Origin of the sequence: Micromonospora musae (assembly GCF_003626545.1) — a bacterium.
GTDB lineage: Bacteria > Actinomycetota > Actinomycetes > Mycobacteriales > Micromonosporaceae > Micromonospora > Micromonospora musae.
Window position 1 is genome coordinate 164,514 of record NZ_RAZS01000010.1, and the last position, 16,754, is coordinate 181,267.

Below are 16,754 nucleotides of genomic sequence, written 5' to 3' on the forward strand. Positions count from 1 at the left end.
ACGTTTACAAGAGCCGGCGGACGGCCGACCAACGGTCCACACCGTGGCCGCCCGCGCCGGCGTCTCCATCGCGTCCGCCTCCCGCGTCCTCAACGGCGTCGGCGGCAGCCCGGAGACCATCCGCAAGGTGCGCGCCGCGGCCGCTGAGGTGGGGTACGTCCCGAACGCGATCGCCCGCTCGCTGCAGTCCCAGCGCACCGGCCTGGTGGCGCTCGCCGTCGAGGACATCGGCAACCCGGTCTACGTGGAGATGATGCGGGCCATCGAGGCCGTGGTCGCCTCGTCCGGCCGGCAACTCGTGGTGCACGCCACCGGCGGGCGGATCGACAACGAGATGACCCTGCTGCGCCGGCTCGCCAACCGCTACGTCGACGGGATGATCATCTCGCCGATCCGGGTGACCGACGACCACCTCGGCGCACTGGTCGGCAGCCCGGTGCCGGTGGTGGTCGTCGGCCAACTCGGTGCCGACGCCCCGGTCGACAACGTACGCACCGACTCCCGGCACGGCGTCGCGCTCGCCGTCGACCACCTGCTCGCCATCGGCCGACGCCGGATCGGCTTCGTGAACGGGCCGCTCGACACCGTCCCGGGTGCCGCCCGGGACGCCGGCTTCCGCGCCGCGCTGGCCCGACACGGCATCGAACTCGACGAGGACCTCGTCGAGGTCGGCGACTTCCAGTACGCCGCCGGCCGCGCCGCCGCCGTACGACTGCTCGCCCGGGCCGCGCCGGACGCGCTGGTCTGCGCCAACGACCTCATCGCGGTCGGCGCCCTGCACGCGTTGCTCGCCGCCGGCCGGCGGGTGCCCCAGGACGTCGCGCTGATCGGTATGGACGACACCGAACTCGCCCAGATGATGTTCCCCCAGCTCTCCAGCGTCTCCCTCGGTTCGGCCGAGCGCGGTCGTCGCGCCGCCGAACTGCTGCTGCAGCGCATCGCCGACCCGGCCCTGCCGCCCCGGCGCGAGCAGGTGCAGCCCAGCCTCGCCGTCCGCGCCTCCAGCGCCGCGACGCCACCGTCCCCCCGGCCGAGCGCCGACCCGTTCGAGCCCACGCCCGCCCACCCGTACCGCGAAGGGGTGACCTCATGACCACGCTGGCCGAACGCTCCGACGTCGAACGCAGCGGGCGATCCCGTCGGTCGGGTCGCGCCCGCTCCGACCGGACCGCCGTCTACCTGCTGCTGCTGCCGTCGCTGCTGCCGATCCTGGTGCTGTCGGTCTTCCCGCTGCTGCGCGGCATCTACCTCGGTTTCACCGACGCCCGGGCCGGACGCAACGTCGAGGTCAACTTCACCGGCCTGGAGAACTACCGGCAGCTGCTCGGCGACGAGCTGTTCTGGAACTCGTTCAAGATCGGTCTGCTCTGGGCCTTCGGGGTGACCGCGCTCCAGTTCGTGCTCGCCCTCGGGCTGGCCCTGCTGCTCAACCAGCAGCTGCGGTTCCGGGGAGTGGCGCGGGTGCTCTCCGTGGTGCCGTGGGCGATGCCCCCGGTCGTGGTCGGCATCCTCTGGAAGCTCGTCTACCACCCGGACGCCGGTCTGCTGAACGAGTTCCTCTACCGCATCGGCGCCGACGGGCTGCGGGCCAACTGGCTCGGCGACTTCAGCACGGCACTGCCCGCGGTGATCATCGTCGGGGTCTGGGCCGGTATGCCGCAGACCACCGTCGTGCTGCTCGCCGGGTTGCAGGGTGTCGGCCGCGAGCTGCACGAAGCCGCGGCGGTCGACGGCGCCAGCGCCTGGCACCGGTTCCGGCACGTCACCCTGCCCGCCCTGGCCCCGGTCATCGTCGCGATCACCTCGCTGGACTTCATCTGGAACTTCAACTCGTTCGGCCTGGTCTACGTGCTGACGGCGGGCGGCCCAGGTGGCAAGACGATGCTGCCGATGCTCTTCGCCTACGAGGAGGCGTTCCGCTACGGCAACTACGGCTACGCGGCCGCGCTCGGCAACGCCATGGTCGTGATCATCGTGGCGCTGCTCGCCATCTATCTCCGCCGTCGCATGAGGGAGGCGAACTAGTCATGTTCGGTAAACCCAGCCGCACCGGTCGGGCCTTCCAGTACCTCGCCCTCGCCGGCTACCTGATCTTCCTCGGGTTCCCGCTCGTCTGGCTCCTCTCGACGGCGTTCAAGCCGCCGCGGGAGCTGGTGCAGCTGCACCCCACGCTGATCCCCAGCAACCCGACCCTGCAGAACTTCGTGCAGGCCTTCACCGAGCAGGAGCTGGGCCGGGCGGCCCTCAACAGCCTCCAGGTCTCGCTCGCCTCGGCGGTGCTGACCGTGCTCGTCGCCATGCCGGCGTCGTACGCCCTCGCCCGGTTCCGCTCGAAGCTCGGCACCGTGGCGCTGGGTTGGGTGCTGCTCTCCCAGCTCTTCCCGTTCGTGCTGCTGATCATCCCGATCTTCCTCGTGCTGCGGCAGGTCGGACTGGCCAACACGCACGCCGGGCTGGTGCTGATCTATGTGGTCTGGGCGCTGCCGTTCGCGCTCTGGATGCTGCAGGGCTTCGTCCGCAACATCCCACGCGAGCTGGAGGAGGCCGCGTCCGTGGACGGCGCGACCCGGACGCAGGTCCTGCGCCGCGTGGTCTTCCCGCTGCTCGCCCCCGGTCTGGTGGCGACGGCGCTCTTCTCCTTCATCTCCGCCTGGAACGAGTTCTTCTTCGCCCTCGTGCTGATCAAGACGCCCGAGCTGGCGACCCTGCCGGTCGCACTGGCCCGGTTCGTCGGCATCGAGGGCACCGCACGCCTCGGCCCGCTCGCCGCCGGTTCACTGCTGGCGACGCTGCCCAGCCTGATCTTTTTCGCGTTCATGCAACGCCGGCTCTCGTCCGGCTCGCTCGCCGGAGCGGTCAAGGGCTGATCCCGTCCCCCACCACCACCCAAGGAGGTACACCCCCCATGCTTCGCACGAGATTCCGCCGACTCGCCGCGGCCACCGCGGTCGCGGTCGTCGGCCTCGGCATGATCGCCGCCTGCGGGAACGGCGGCGACGACGAGGCCACATCCGGTCCGGTCAAGCTGCGCTTCCTCAGCCTCGCCTGGCAGAAGGAGTCGCTGAAGGCCAACAAGGACCTGGTCGCCAAGTGGAACGCCGAACACCCGGACATCCAGGTCGAGTACGTCCAGGGTGACTGGAACTCGGTGCACGACCAGCTGCTGACCTCGTTCGAGGGCGGCGACGCACCGGACATCGTGCACTACGAGGCGGCGTCGATCGGCGAGTTCAGCAAGCAGGGCTACCTGGCAGACCTCTCCGACCTGCTCTCCGACGACTTCAAGGGCCAGATCGACAAGGGCATCTGGGACACCGCGACCTTCGACGACAAGGTCACCGGCGTGCCGTTCCTGCTGGAGTCGCAGGTCGTGGTCGCCAACAAGAAGCTGCTCGACGCCGCCGGCGTGGCGGTACCCCCGGCCGACGGCGGCTGGACCTGGGACGAGTTCCAGGCCAACGCCCAGAAGCTCACCAAGCCCGGCCAGTTCGGTGCCGCCTGGGCGCTCAAGTCGCCGACCAACCGGGTGCTGAACCTCGCCTTGAACTTCGACGGCAAGTTCTTCTACACCGACGGCGGGCGTACCGAGGTCAAGGTCGGTGACCCGGAGAAGGAGGTGCCGAAGCGCATCCACGACATGCTCTACACGGCGAAGTCGGCCTCCCCGGAGGCGCTCGGCATGAGCGGCGCGGACACGCTGCCCGGCTTCTTCGGCGGCAAGTACGCGATGCTGCCCGGCTCGGTCTCGCTGCGCCAGCAGATGGTCGAGCAGGCGCCCGCCGGCTTCGAGTGGGTCACCCTCCCGCCGATCAAGGGCCTCTCCGCCATGCAGGCGGCCAACCCGCAGACGCTGTCGGTCTCCGAGGACTCCAAGCACAAGAAGCAGGCCGCCCAGTTCCTCGAGTACTTCCTGAACCCCACCAACATGGCCGCCCTGGCCAAGGGGGACTGGCTGGTGCCGACCGGTAAGCAGGCCAACCAGGAGCTCATCAAGCTCACCGGCGGCAAGCAGGGTTGGGACGTCGCCGCGAAGAGCGCCGCCGACCTGACCGTGGCCCCGTTCCAGATGGCCGACGGCTACCCGGAGTGGAAGACCAAGTACGCCACCCCGGCCCTCCAGCAGTACTTCGCCAACAAGATCACCCTGGACCAGCTCGCCACGCAGCTGGTCGACGGTGGCAAGCAGGTTCTGAGGTAAAGCACATGTCACTCTTGCTCGACACATCGGTCGGAACTCTGGTCGGCGCGGCGGTCGGCGACGCCCTCGGCGGCGCCACCGAAACCGCCCTGCCGGAACAGATCCGTGCCCGCTTCGGCGGCTGGGTCGAGGGCATCGTGCCCCCGTACCACGCCGACTGGGCCACCGCACGGCCACTCGCGCCGTACCACAAGGGCGACGGGCACATCACCGACGACACGTTGATGACCCACGCCCTGGTCCGCGCCTACGCGGCGAAGCGCGACCACCTCGACGCGTACGACGTGGTGGACCTGCTGGTGCCGGACCTGATCGAGCGGGTGGTCTACATCCCCGACCTGGAGCGGGACGGGGTGACCTTCCACCGCCTCGCGGCCGCCGAGCGGTGGCTGGTCACCCGCCTGCACCACGCGCACGTGGATCCGCGCGAGGCCGGGGTCGGCAACATCGTCAACTGCGGTGCGGCCATGTACATGGCCCCGGTCGGCATCGTCAACGCGGGCGATCCGGCCGGCGCGTACGCCGAGGCGGTGGAGATCGCCGGGGCGCACCAGCACAGCTACGGGCGCGAGGCGGCAGCGGTCTTCGCCGCCGCCGTCGCCGCGGCCGCCACCGCCGGCGCGACCGTCGAGGACGTGATCGCCGCGGCGCTCGACCTGGCCCGCGACGGGACCCGGGCGGCCATCGACGCGGTGGTCAAGGAGGCCCGGGCCCACCAGGACTGGAAGGCGGCGATCCCCGCGCTGCGGGCCGCCGTGGCCCCGTACGACACGGTGGGGGAGGAGTACCGCAGCCCCGGTCTGGGCGCGCGTCGCCCGAGCCGCCTGCACACCATCGAGGAGCTGCCGGTGGCGCTCGGCATGCTGGTCGTGGCCGGCGGGGAGTACCGCGCCGCGGTGCTCGGCGCGGTGAACTACGGCCGGGACGCCGACTCGACCGCCACCATGGCCGGCGCGATCGCCGGGGCGCTCGGCGGCCTCGCCGCCGTCCCCGCCGACTGGGCCGAGACGGTCGCCACCGCCTCCCGTACCGATCTCGTCGAGCCGGCGCGGGTGCTCGCGGCCGTGGCCGGTGAGGTCTTCGAGCGGGACCAGAGCCGGTTCGCCCGGCGGGTGCAGCGCTTCGCCGGACTGACGAGCGGCACGCCCGCCGTCGACGGAGCGCCGGCCCGATGAGGATCACCTGGGTACAGCCGGAGGACCTGCTGCCGCACGAGCTGGCGGCGAGTCGCGACGAGGGACGTGACGTCACGGCCCTCGCGCGGCGGTGGAGCGCGGCCGGCGGGGACCTCACCCCGCCGGTCACCGGCGCCTCGCCGACCCCGGCCGCACCGCAGCTGCGGGCCCTCGCTGTGGAGTTGCTCGACGCCGCCGACGCGCTACCGGCGGTCGGCGGCGGCGACGAGCCGGACGACCTGGCCGGGCTGCGGTCCGGCTGGCCGGCGGAGTGGTCCCTGCCCACCGGGGCGTCGTACGACCGGCTGCACGGCGGGTGGCTCGGCCGGGCGGCCGGTTGCCTGCTCGGCAAGCCGGTGGAGAAGATTCCCCGGCAGGGCATCCGGGAGATCCTCGTCGCGACCGGCCGCTGGCCGCTGCGCGACTGGTTCACCGCGCAGGGACTTCCCGCCGAGGTCGCCGCCCGCTGGCCGTGGAACCGGCGCAGCGCCCCGACCAGCCTCGCCGAGAACATCGACGGGATGCCCGAGGACGACGACCTGAACTACCCGCTGCTCGCGTTGCGGGTGCTGGAGACCCACGGGCGGGACTTCACCAGCGCCGACGTGGCGCAGGCCTGGCTGGACTGGCTGCCCGGCGGGCGGGTCTTCACCGCCGAACGGGTCGCCTACCGCAACCTGCTGCTCGGCCTGGCCCCGCCGGAGAGCGCCCGGCGGCACAACCCGTTCCGCGAGTGGATCGGCGCCCAGATCCGCACCGACGTGTACGGCTGGGTCAACCCCGGCCGGCCGGACCGGGCCGCCGAGCTGGCCGTCCGCGACGCCGAGGTCAGTCATGTCCGGGGCGGGGTGCACGGGGCGATCTGGGCCGCCGCGCTCGCCGCCGCCGCGCCGGTCGCCACGGACGTGGAGCAGGTGCTCGACGCGGCCGAGGCGGTCCTGCCGCCGCGCAGCCGCTTCGCGGCCGCCGTTCGTGAGGCCCGGGCCCTCGGCGCGGACGCCGACGACTGGGAGAAGGTCGTCGACGAGCTCTACGCCCGGCACGGCCACCTGCACTGGGTGCACGTACGCAACAACGCCGCGCTGGTGGCCGCCGCCCTCGCGTACGGGCGGGGCGATCTGGAGACGTCGATCTGCGCGGTGGTCAGCGGGGGCTGGGACACCGACTCGAACGGCGCCACCGTCGGCGCGGTCACCGGCGCGCTCACCGGCGCGTCGGAGCTGCCGGCCCGCTGGGTCGCTCCGCTGCGCAACCGGCTGGCGAGCAGCATCGCCGGCTTCGACGGGATCGGCTTCGACGAGCTGGCCGAGCGCACCCGGGCGCTGGCCGGGGCCGGATCGTGAACCGTTGCGGCGCTCCGGTCGGTGCGGGAACGAGGATGGCAGGGAGGACGGCATGAGCGCACGCGTGGTGGTGGTGGGCAGCACCAACCTGGACCTGGTGGTGACGGCCCCGCAGCTGCCCCGCCCCGGCGAGACGGTGCTCGGCGAGGACTTCCGCACCGTCCCCGGCGGCAAGGGCGCCAACCAGGCGGTCGCCGCGGCCCGGGCCGGCGCGGCCTGCGACTTCGTGGGCGCGGTCGGCGACGACGAGTTCGGCGTGCAGCTGCGCGCGAGTCTCGTCGGCTCCGGGGTGGACGTGGGGCGGCTGCGTACCGTCCCCGGCGCCTCCGGTGTCGCGCTGATCGGGGTGGACCGCTCGGCGGAGAACTTCATCGTGGTCGCCCCCGGCGCCAACGGCGCGCTCACCGACCTGAGTGCGGAGGACCGGGCCACCATCGCCGCGGCCGACGTGCTCCTGCTCCAGTTGGAGGTGCCGATGCCCACCGTGGTCCGCGCCGCCGACTGGGCCCGGGCCGCCGGCACCACCGTGGTGCTCAACGCCGCCCCGGCCGCCGAACTCCCGGCCGAACTGCTCGACCTCGTCGACGTCCTGGTCGTCAACGAGCACGAGGCCGCCACCGTGGCCGGGCTGGTCTCCGACGAGCCGGCCGCGCTGCTCGACGCCCTGCTGGAGCGGGTGCCCCGGGTGGTGCTGACCCTCGGCGCGCGCGGCGCGGCCTACGCCGACCGGCGTGGCCTGCGCCTCGATGTCCCCGCGCCGCTCATCGACGCGGTGGACACCACCGCCGCGGGTGACGCGTTCACCGGCGCGCTCGCCGTCTCCTGGGCCGAGCGGGGCGGCGCCGTCAGCGAGGAGAGCGTCGCGGCGAGCCTGCGCTGGGCGTGCGCCGCCGGTGCGGCCTGCGCCCGGCGCCCTGGCGCGTCCACCGCACTGCCGGAACGCACTGCCATCGACGCCTTGTACGACGCGACCTACCGAGGTGCATCGTGAGTTTCAACCCGTACGTTCCGCGTCCGATCGACCGGCCCACCCCGGTACCGCTCGCCGACGACACCGACCTGACCACGCTGGACGAGGCGAAGATCTTCGCCGCCCCGGACGACCCGGCGCAGTGGCCCGCCTGGCGTGCGCAGCTGACCCGGTGGCGGGCCGACGCCCGGCAGCGGCTCGGCTACACCGGCACCCACTACGACGAGATCAGCGGCGACTGCTTCTCGATCTGCCTCGCCTGGCTCTGGGACGAGACGCTCTACGACCACGAGCGGGGCGTCTTCACCGTCGAGGAGTTCCTCGACACCGCTCAGCGGGACTTCGGCGGCTTCGACGGGGTGGTGCTCTGGCACGCGTACCCGGTGATCGGCCTGGACGACCGCAACCAGTTCGACTGGTACCGGGACGTGCCGGAGCTGCCGGAGGTGGTGCGGGCGTTCCAGGAGCGCGGGGTGCGGGTCTTCGTCGACTACAACCCGTGGGACACCGGCACGCGGCGTGAGCCGGGCAGCGACGCCGAGGAGGTCGCCGCGCTGGCCGGCAAGCTCGGCGTCGACGGCGTCTTCCTGGACACCCTCAAGGAGGGCGCCGGTGAGCTGCGGGCCGCGCTGGACGCCGTCCGCCCCGGAATGGTCCTCGAGGGCGAGAGCCGGGTGCCGTTGGCCCGCATCGGCGACCACGCGATGTCCTGGGCGCAGTGGTTCGCCGACTCCGACGTGCCCGGTGTGCTGCGCGCCAAGTGGTTCGAGCGCCGGCACGTCCTGCACCACACCCGTCGCTGGCACCGTGACCACCTCGACGAGCTGCACTCCGCCTGGCTCAACGGCGTCGGTGTGCTGGTCTGGGAGAGCGTCTTCGGCGTCTGGGTCGGCTGGAACGAGCGCGACCGCGCGGTGCTGCGGGCGATGCGCCGGGTGCAGGCCAGCCACGCCGCGTGGCTGCGCGCCGAGGAGTGGGTTCCGCTCGCCGACCACCCCGGCTCCGGCCAGGTGTACGCGTCGCGGTGGACCCACGACGGCGAGCCGCTGTGGACAGTGGTGAATCGGGGCGCCGACCACGACGGCGCCTGGCTGGTGACCGACGCCCGGCCGGGCCGGCGCTTCGTCGACCTGGTCACCGGCGCCGAGCTGACCGTCACCGAGACCGGTGACGGCCGGGTGGCAGTCGGCGGCCCCCTGCCGGCCGGGGCGATCGCCGCGGTCGTCGCCACCGGCACGACCGTCGACCGGCACGAGCCGCCGGGCGGCGACCCGTCGTTCCCGGCCCGGGCCGCGGTCCGCGTCCGCGCCCCGTGGGCGCCCCGCACCGAGCCGCCGGCGGGCCTGGTGGCCGTCGAGGCGGGCCGGCGCGAGCTGGTGGTCCGGCACCGGGTGCGGGAGACCGGGCTGTACGGTGAGACGCCGTACGTCGACGAGTGGAAGCCGCTGCCCCCGCGCCTGCACCACACCGGCACACTGCACCGCACCGCGACGCTGGGCCGGTTCGCCATCGCCGTCGACGAGGTAACCCACGGCCAGTACGCCGAGTTCCTGCGCGCCACCGGCTACCGGCCGGTGCGCCCCGAGCGGTTCACGGCCGGACAGGGCCCGGCGGACGCCCCGGTCACCGGCGTCGACCTGACCGACGCGCGGGCGTACGCGGAATGGGCCGGGTTGCGGCTGCCCACCGAGGACGAGTGGCAGGTGGCGGCCGAGGCGGGCCTGCTCGCCCGCCGGGAGCCGCTGGTGTGGAACCTGACCGAGAGCGAGCACACCGACGGGCGGACCCGTTTCGTGATCCTCAAGGGCGGCGCCGCGTACCAGGCCGAGGGCTCGGACTGGTACTTCGACGGTGGCCCGCAGCCGCCGGAGGTGTCGGTGAAGTTGCTGCTCACCGGCGCCGGCCTCACCCGCTCCGACCAGATCGGCTTCCGGGTGGCCGCGGACCTCGCGCCGGCGTCGGCACCGGGGGAGGTGACGCGGTGAGCGCGCCGCTTCACGGGGTGAAGGTCGTCGACCTGGCCACCCTCTTCGCCGGACCGCTCGCGGCGGCGTTCCTCGGTGACTTCGGGGCCGACGTGATCAAGGTGGAGCACCCGGCGAAGCCGGACCCGTCGCGTGGGCACGGCCCGGCCAAGGACGGCGTCGGGCTCTGGTGGAAGGTGCTCGGCCGCAACAAGCGGACCGTGACGTGCAACCTCTCCGACCCGGAGGGGGCGGCGTTGCTGCGGCGGCTGCTAGCCGACGCCGACGTGCTGGTGGAGAACTTCCGCCCGGGCACGCTGGAGCGCTGGGGCCTCGGCCCCGCCGAACTGCACGAGGTAAACCCCCGGCTGGTGATCGCCCGGATCAGTGGCTTCGGTCAGGTCGGCCCGTACGCCCGCCGGCCGGGCTTCGGCACCCTCGCCGAGGCGATGAGCGGCTTCGCCGCGGCGACCGGTGAGCCCGACGGCCCGCCGACGCTGCCTCCGTTCGGGCTGGCCGATTCGGTGACCGCGCTCGCCGCCGCGTACGCCGTGATGCTGGCCCTGCGCACCCGGGACGCCAGCGGCGTCGGGCAGGTCGTCGACCTCGCCATCATCGAGCCGATCATGGCGATGCTCGGCCCGCAGATCACCTGGTACGACCAGCTCGGCTATATCCAGCCGCGGTTGGGCAACCGCTCCAACAACAACGCCCCGCGTAACACGTACCGGTGCGCGGACGGGCGCTGGGTGGCGATCTCCACGAGCGCGCAGAGCATCGCCGAGCGGGTCGTGCGGCTCGTCGGCCGCCCGGAGCTGGTCGACGAGCGGTGGTTCGCCACCGGCAGCGGCCGGGCCGCGCACGCCGACGAGCTGGACGCCGCCGTGGGCGCGTGGGTGGCGCAGCGGGACCGGGACGAGGTGGTGGCCGCCTTCGAGGCGGCGCAGGCCGCGGTCGCCCCGGTCTACGACGTGCGGGACATCCTCGCCGACCCCCAGTACGCGGCGCTCGGCACCGTGCGCAGCGTGCCGGACGAGGAGCTGGGCCAGGTACGGATGCAGAACGTGCCGTTCCGGCTCTCCGAGACGCCGGGGGAGATCCGCCACGCCGGGCGCCGGCACGGGCAGGACACCGAGGCGGTCTTCGCCGAACTCGGGCTCAGCGCCGACGAACTCGCCGAGCTTCGGGCGCGCGGGGTGATCTGATGCTGCTCACCTGGCTCTACGTGCCCGGTGACCGGCCGGACCGGTTCGCCAAGGCGGTCGCCTCGGGGGCCGACGCGGTCATCCTCGACCTGGAGGACGCGGTGGTCGCCGGGCGCAAGGCGTACGCCCGGGAAGCGGTCGCGGAGTTCCTCGCCGAGGAGCAACCGGTGCCAGTGCAGGTGCGGGTCAACGAGCTGACGGGGCCGGATGTCGACGCCGACCTGACCGCGGTGGCCGGCCGACCCGGGCTTGCCGGGCTCCGGCTGCCGAAGGTCGAGTCGGCCGCCACGGTCGTCTCCGTCGCCGGCCGGGTGGACGTGCCGCTGCACCCGCTCGTCGAGTCCGCGCTGGGGTTGGAGGCCGCGTACGCCGTCGCCTCGGCCCACCCGGCGGTCGCCTCGCTCGGTCTCGGTGAGGCCGATCTCCGCTCGGATCTCGGGGTCGGTGACGACGCGGGGCTCGCCTGGGCCCGCGGCCGGGTGGTGGTCGCGGCCCGCGCGGCCGGCCTCGGGCCGCCGGCCATGTCGGTCTTCGCCGACGTCGTCGACGCCGACGGGCTCGCGGCGTCGTGCGCGGTGGGCCGGCGGCTCGGTTTCCTCGGCCGGTCCGCGATCCACCCACGGCAGTTGCCGGTGATCGTCGAGGCGTTCCGGCCCGCCGAGCGCGAGGTGGCCCGGGCGGTCGAGCTGCTGGCCGCGGTCGCCGAGGCGCAGCGGCGGGATTCGGGGACCGTGGTGCTTCCGGACGGTCGCTTCGCCGACCGGGCGATGGTGGCCGCCGCGCAGCGCGTCGTCGACCTGTCGGCTCGCTACGCGAGCTGAAAGGCCCCCGCCGAACGTCTCGACGGCGCGACGTTCGGCGGGTCTGTCCGCGTCGCGCGGGCCCGGTGAGCAGCCGGGTCCCGCGCGACGCGGGGTGGGCGGTCAGCCGGTGACCGGCACCGGCGCGGTTGCCCGCCGGCGGATCAGGGTGATCGCGGCGCCGAGCACCGCCACCGCGCCGCCGATCAGCAGGACCGCGTCGGCGCCGTGCGCCGAGAAGCCGGCGGTCTGGCCGGCCGGCAGCAGGCTGGAGGCGATCGTGACGGCGCCGGCCACCCCGAGGGCGGAACCGACGTAGCGGGCCGTGTTGTTGGCGCCGGAGCCCATCGCGACCCGGTCCGCCGGGACGCTGGCGACGGCGAGCCGGGCGAGCGCCGCGTTGAGCAGTCCGCTGCCCGCGCCGGCGAGGATCAGGCCCGGGATCGTGCGGGCCCAGGAGTGAGCGTCGGCGTAGCCGAGCATGGCCAGGTAGCCGACGGCCGTCAGGAGGAATCCGAGGGCGAGCTGCCGGGTGGGCGTGGTGCGGGTGCCGAGGTGACGCATCTGGTTGCTGACCACGAACGAGGATCCGGCCCAGACGAAGGCGAGCCCGGCCGCGCCGAGCGCGCTCACGCCGATCAACTGCTGCACCAGGGTGGGCAGGACGGTGCTCGGGCCGAGCGCGGCGAGCCCGGTGAAGAACGCGCCGAGGGTGGCGACCCGGAAGTCCGGCCGGCGGAACAGGGCCAGGTCGAGCATCGGCGCGCGGCCGCGGGCCTGGACCACCACGAAGGCGGCGAGCAGCAGCACCCCGAGCACCAGCGGGACGAGCACCCCGGGCCGGAGCCAGCCGCTGCGTCCGGCGGTGACGGCGACGAGCAGCAGGGCCAGGCCGGCGCCGAGCGTCAACACCCCGGGGACGTCGATGTGGGCGACGCGGCCGGCGCGGGACTCGGTGAGCAGCCGTCCGCCGAGCGCCGCCAGCAGCACGGCGAGGGCCGCGAGGATCAGGTAGAACCAGCGCCAGCTGGAGAGCGAGGTCAGGCCGGCCGAGGCCAGCGGGCCGAGGGCGATGCCGGCGCCGAGCATCGACGCCCAGCGGGCCGTAGCGTGCGACCGCCCCTGAGCGGTGTGGAAGGCGTGCCCGAGCAGGCCCAGCCCGGCGGCGAGGATCGCGGCGCTCGCCACGCCCTGCACCACCCGGGCGGTGATGAAGGTGGCGGCGTTGGGCGCGACGGCGCTGCCGACCGTACCGACGGCGAGCAGCACGAGGCCGGCCCGGAAGATGCGCCGCCGCCCGAAGTCGTCACCGAGGCTGCCGGCGACCAGCAGGGTGGCCGCGAGCCCCAGGGTGATCGCGTTGATCAGCCAGGTCTGGGTGGTGAGGCCGGCGCCGAGGCCCCGCGCCGTCTGCGGCAGGACCGCCACCGGCGCGGTGTAGTTCATGAGGACGAGCAGGGTCGCGGCGCAGACCGCGAAGAGGGTGCGCGAGTCGGAGCGGGACGCGTCCGGCGGCGCGGCGGCGGACGGCGCGGTGACGCCGGCGGTTGTCGACATGCGGGGAGGCCTCTCAGTTCGGTGAGCGAACCGACAGTAACAGGGTTGGTTCGTTGAATGAACTGACTAGGGGTAGGATCACAGCATGGCACTGGGGAAGAACTACGAGGGGCAGAACTGCTCACTGGCCCGGGCGCTGGAGCTGGTCGGCGAGCGGTGGACGCTGCTCATCGTCCGCGACGCCTTCTACGGCGTACGCCGCTACGGCGACTTCCTCGCCCACCTGGACATCCCCCGGGCCGTGCTCGCGGACCGGCTCGCCACCCTGGTCGAGGCGAACGTCCTCCAGCGCCACCGCTACCAGGACTCCCCACCCCGGGACGAGTACCTGCTCACCGACCGGGGCGTCGAACTCTGGTCCGTGATCTACCCGTTGTGGAGCTGGAGCGAGCGGCACTTCGGCGAGGAGGAGCCGCTGCGCACCTTCCGGCACGTCGCCTGCGGCACCGAACTCGACCCGGCGGGCCGCTGCCCCGCCTGCGGCGGCGAGGTGTCACCCGGTGACGTCGAGGCGCACAGCGGGCCCCGCCTACCGGCCCAGCCGCGCCGGGACCCGGTCAGCGTCGCGCTGCGCCAGCGCCCGCACCGGCTCCTCCAACCGCTCTTCTGAGCCGACCCGACACGGGCCGTCCGAGCTGCCCGGGCGGCGGCGACCATCCTCCGCGTCCGAGAAGCTGACGTTCCCGGCTTCGGCGGCCCTGATCGCGGCCCCGGCTGGTAGCCCCAGGCCGAGGACCGGACGGGATCTTCGGTCGCCCGGACCGAGGAGGCCGGCCTCGCTACCGCGCCCGCGTGGGCGGGTCGAGCCTGTCGAGCCGGGCCAGTTCGGCGGAGCCGTCCCGGACGACGGTGGCGGCGAGAGCGGTGGTCGCCGGGTGGGCGCCGGAGCCCTGCTCGGCGCGGGCGATCCGTACGGCCTGCGACAGGTGTGCCCGCAGGTGTCGGGCGACCAGCCGGTCGAAGGCTGGGCCCCGGGCCGCTCGCAGCGCCGTCAGCTCCGCCTCGGTGATCATGCCGGGCATGTCGTGGCCCTCGTGCGGGTTGGTGGCGGGCGCGCCCGACTCGGCCAGCAGCCCACGGGAGCGGATCAGGTCGGCCTGCTGGCTCTCCTCGACCCGGCCGGCCAGCGCACGCCAGGCCGGATCGGTGGTCCGGGCGGGCACCAGCTCGAGCACCGGCAGGAGTCGCTCACTCATCGCCACGGTGAGCTGGAGCCAGGCGACGTCGGTGGGGCTGAACGCACCGGTGGTCGCAGCCGCGGCGGGGGTCTCGCCGGCCAGGTCGGGGCGGGTCGGTGGCGGCGGTCCGGCGGCCGCGCACCCCGCGCCGAGCAGCGCGAGGCAGAGCAGGACGGACGGTACGGCGAGGCTCGGGCGCATCGCGCCTCCTTTCCGCCGTGGGGGAGCGGACCCCGTGCCAGTGGGTCCGCTCCCTTGCGGATGAGCGGTCGGATCAGAGCGGTCGCCCGTCGTGGCCGCACTTGATGACCGGGCGGATGCAGTCGTTGACCCGGCGGGCCATCTCCGCCACCGGCCACGCGTTGAAGAAGTCGCCGTGCATCGTGTAGCCCGGCCCGGAGGCGAGCCGGAACTGCGCCGGGTCGCCGCTGACCGGATAGCGGAGCACCTGCCGCAGCTTCGGCACCGGCACCGGGTGGGTCGCCGGGCAGGCCTGGTTGACCGGGTACGCCATGTGGCTCTTGTGGTCGGGGGAGTCCAGGTCGCGGCCGTTCCAGCACTGCGGGAAGTCCAGGTACGACTCCAGCATGGTGCCGGCCGGGCAGTTCACGAAGTCCTTCGACGGCGGGACCTGCCCGGCGTGCAGGCACGACCAGCGGGCGATGCTGTCGTTCGGGCCGGTCGCCCGGGCGTTGCCGGCGACGATCCGCAGCCCCTGCGGAATCGGTTCGGTGCGGGCGACGACGTCGCTGCGGACGCCCTCGCCCAGGTAGTAGAAGGTGGAGATGACCGGCTCCACGGCCACGTTGTTGCGGTACAACGTCGGCACCCAGTACGACGAGACGTCGACCTGGGGGTTGCAGGTGGTCGGTGAGTTGATCAGATCCGGCAGGGTGGTGAAGGCGTCGGTAACTGTGGCGCCGAAGAAGCTGTGCATGTGCGAGGCGCCGGGCAGGCCCGGGAAGATGATCGGGTCGTCCGGCAGCCGGTGACTGTACGAGCAGTCGGCGGGGAACTCGGCCACCCGGATCGCGTTGACGCCCGGGGCGGCGTCGGCCCGGCTGGTGTCGGCCTGTGCGGTGTCGGCCTGCGCCGTGGTGGAGATGCCGTAGGTGCCGAGTAGGACCAGAAGGGCGCCGAGCGCCGTGGCGAGGCGCAGCCGGCGGCGGATGCCGGAGCGGGGTGAGGCCCTGTCCATCGCGGAACTCCTGTCGGGTGGGTCAGGGACGGGTCCGGCGCCGCCGCCGAAAGGCATCGGAGATCCCTGGCCGGGACTGGTGGTGGGTGCTGCGCGAGCAGGTGAGAGAGCGCTCTCTCGATCCAGCGTCAACCCGACGTCGACAATTGTCAATACGTGCCCGACCGTGAAGCGCCAGGCGGCGAAAAGGGCCGACCCCTGGTGCGGGCCGACCCTTCGAGACATGGTGACGACGAAAGGGCCGACCCCGTGCGGGGCCGGCCCTTTCAGTTACTGCTCGGGTCAGTTGGCGGAGTAGCCGCGGGTGGCGACCCAGTCGGCCAGGTGGTCCACGCTCACCCAGTAGGAGGCGGTGGCCGGATCGGCCGAGTCGGCGATCTTCACCTCGTGCCCGTCGTTCCGGTAGCCGACGACGCTGATGTAGTGGCCGCCCTCGTAGGAGTGGGTGTTGCCGTCGGTGTCGGTGCTGGTGCCGGCGATGTTGGCGACTACGGCGTGGCCGTCGTCGACGGTGCGGACGATGTCGTCACGCAGCTTGTCGGTCTGCTTGTCGTCGGCCATCTTGCTGGAGATTTCGACGGAGTGGTAGGCGTTCTTACCGGTCTCCTTGTTCAGTACGGGGGTGATGTCGTTGATGGAGTTGGTGCCCGCCTCGGTGGTGCCCATTTCCTTGGCCATGGCGTCGACGTTGATGTCCTTGCCTTGGACGGAGAGGGCGTTGCGGGTGGCGGCGGGGCCGCAGTAGTAGAAGTTCGGCTGCGCCTCGTAGCGCACGTTCAGCTCACGTTCGCTGTGGCCCTTGCGGTCCTGGACCTGGCTGGCGGGCTTGGACTCGGCGGGGGCGGCGTTGGCGGCGATGGCGGGGCCGGCGATGCCTCCGCCTGCGGCGGCGATGCCGGCGGCGGTGAGGACGGTCTTGCGGATCAGATCGGTACGCATGATGTGTGCCTCTCTGTTCGGGGGTGCACGCGGAAGTGTGTCGGGGTCCGCGTGTGGTGAGGGGGAGGTTCGAAGGCCCGGCGGCGTGGCCTGCTCGGGCGGGTCCGGGGTGTAACGCTGCGGGGCGGCCGGTGATTCCGGGGGCCTCGTGTGGGTGGCCCGACGGGTGGTCGGGGCGCGTCCCGGAGGTGGTGTAACGGCCTCGGCGGGCCGGTCATTCCCGGGGG

General features: G+C 73.3%; 15 protein-coding genes. 11 read left to right on the top strand and 4 right to left on the bottom strand.

Going from position 1 to position 16,754, the window contains the following annotated elements; genetic code table 11:
* Window positions 1–43: 43 nt before the first annotated feature.
* The 10 genes from D7147_RS25140 to D7147_RS25185 are packed head-to-tail and all read left to right on the top strand — an operon-like array spanning window position 44 to window position 11,676.
* Entirely contained in the window at window positions 44–1,093 is a 1,050-nt protein-coding gene (locus D7147_RS25140; protein ID WP_233563411.1) for a LacI family DNA-binding transcriptional regulator, read from the top strand.
* Entirely contained in the window at window positions 1,090–2,025 is a 936-nt protein-coding gene (locus D7147_RS25145; RefSeq protein ID WP_120681875.1) for a carbohydrate ABC transporter permease, read from the top strand. Before D7147_RS25140 ends, D7147_RS25145 begins: the two co-directional genes overlap by 4 nt.
* 2 nt (window positions 2,026–2,027) lie before the next feature.
* Window positions 2,028–2,867: a carbohydrate ABC transporter permease gene (locus D7147_RS25150; protein ID WP_120681877.1), complete on the top strand. Its 840-nt coding sequence runs from the start codon at window positions 2,028–2,030 to the stop codon at window positions 2,865–2,867.
* Between the two features lie 38 nt (window positions 2,868–2,905).
* Window positions 2,906–4,198 (top strand): ABC transporter substrate-binding protein, encoded by a 1,293-nt coding sequence (locus D7147_RS25155; RefSeq protein ID WP_120681879.1) that lies wholly within the window; start codon window positions 2,906–2,908, stop codon window positions 4,196–4,198.
* 5 nt (window positions 4,199–4,203) lie between these two features.
* On the top strand, window positions 4,204–5,373 hold the full coding sequence (locus D7147_RS25160) for an ADP-ribosylglycohydrolase family protein (protein WP_120681881.1): 1,170 nt from the start codon (window positions 4,204–4,206) through the stop codon (window positions 5,371–5,373).
* Window positions 5,370–6,716: an ADP-ribosylglycohydrolase family protein gene (locus D7147_RS25165; RefSeq protein ID WP_120681883.1), complete on the top strand. Its 1,347-nt coding sequence runs from the start codon at window positions 5,370–5,372 to the stop codon at window positions 6,714–6,716. The genes D7147_RS25160 and D7147_RS25165 overlap by 4 nt, the downstream gene beginning before the upstream one ends.
* Window positions 6,717–6,768: 52 nt before the next feature.
* A complete protein-coding gene (locus tag D7147_RS25170; protein ID WP_120681885.1) occupies window positions 6,769–7,707 on the top strand; it encodes a ribokinase in 939 nt (312 codons plus the stop codon).
* A complete protein-coding gene (locus tag D7147_RS33230; RefSeq protein WP_120681887.1) occupies window positions 7,704–9,671 on the top strand; it encodes an SUMF1/EgtB/PvdO family nonheme iron enzyme in 1,968 nt (655 codons plus the stop codon). The genes D7147_RS25170 and D7147_RS33230 overlap by 4 nt, the downstream gene beginning before the upstream one ends.
* Window positions 9,668–10,855, top strand: a complete 1,188-nt coding sequence (locus D7147_RS25180; RefSeq protein WP_199716740.1) for a CaiB/BaiF CoA transferase family protein — start codon at window positions 9,668–9,670, stop codon at window positions 10,853–10,855. The genes D7147_RS33230 and D7147_RS25180 overlap by 4 nt, the downstream gene beginning before the upstream one ends.
* The gene (locus D7147_RS25185; protein WP_120681891.1) at window positions 10,855–11,676 is read left to right on the top strand and encodes an HpcH/HpaI aldolase/citrate lyase family protein; all 822 of its coding nucleotides are present in this window, start codon (window positions 10,855–10,857) and stop codon (window positions 11,674–11,676) included. Before D7147_RS25180 ends, D7147_RS25185 begins: the two co-directional genes overlap by 1 nt.
* Window positions 11,677–11,778: 102 nt before the next feature.
* Here D7147_RS25185 and D7147_RS25190 read toward each other — a convergent pair whose 3' ends face one another.
* Window positions 11,779–13,212, bottom strand: coding sequence for an MFS transporter (locus D7147_RS25190; RefSeq protein WP_120681893.1), 1,434 nt, complete (start codon window positions 13,210–13,212; stop codon window positions 11,779–11,781).
* Window positions 13,213–13,297: 85 nt separating this feature from the next.
* On the opposite strand from D7147_RS25190, the gene D7147_RS25195 reads away from it, so the two are divergent.
* Window positions 13,298–13,822, top strand: a complete 525-nt coding sequence (locus D7147_RS25195; RefSeq protein ID WP_120681895.1) for a winged helix-turn-helix transcriptional regulator — start codon at window positions 13,298–13,300, stop codon at window positions 13,820–13,822.
* A 169-nt stretch (window positions 13,823–13,991) separates the two neighbouring features.
* Here the strand turns inward: D7147_RS25195 and D7147_RS25200 are convergent, their stop codons facing one another.
* The 3 genes from D7147_RS25200 to D7147_RS25210 form a co-directional block, all read right to left on the bottom strand.
* Entirely contained in the window at window positions 13,992–14,591 is a 600-nt protein-coding gene (locus D7147_RS25200; protein ID WP_120681897.1) for a DUF305 domain-containing protein, read from the bottom strand.
* A gap of 73 nt (window positions 14,592–14,664) precedes the next feature.
* Complete coding sequence (locus D7147_RS25205) at window positions 14,665–15,588, bottom strand: DUF1996 domain-containing protein (protein ID WP_120681899.1); 924 nt, start codon at window positions 15,586–15,588, stop codon at window positions 14,665–14,667.
* A gap of 282 nt (window positions 15,589–15,870) precedes the next feature.
* Entirely contained in the window at window positions 15,871–16,527 is a 657-nt protein-coding gene (locus tag D7147_RS25210) for a C39 family peptidase (RefSeq protein ID WP_120681901.1), read from the bottom strand.
* Between the last annotated feature and the right edge of the window lie 227 nt (window positions 16,528–16,754).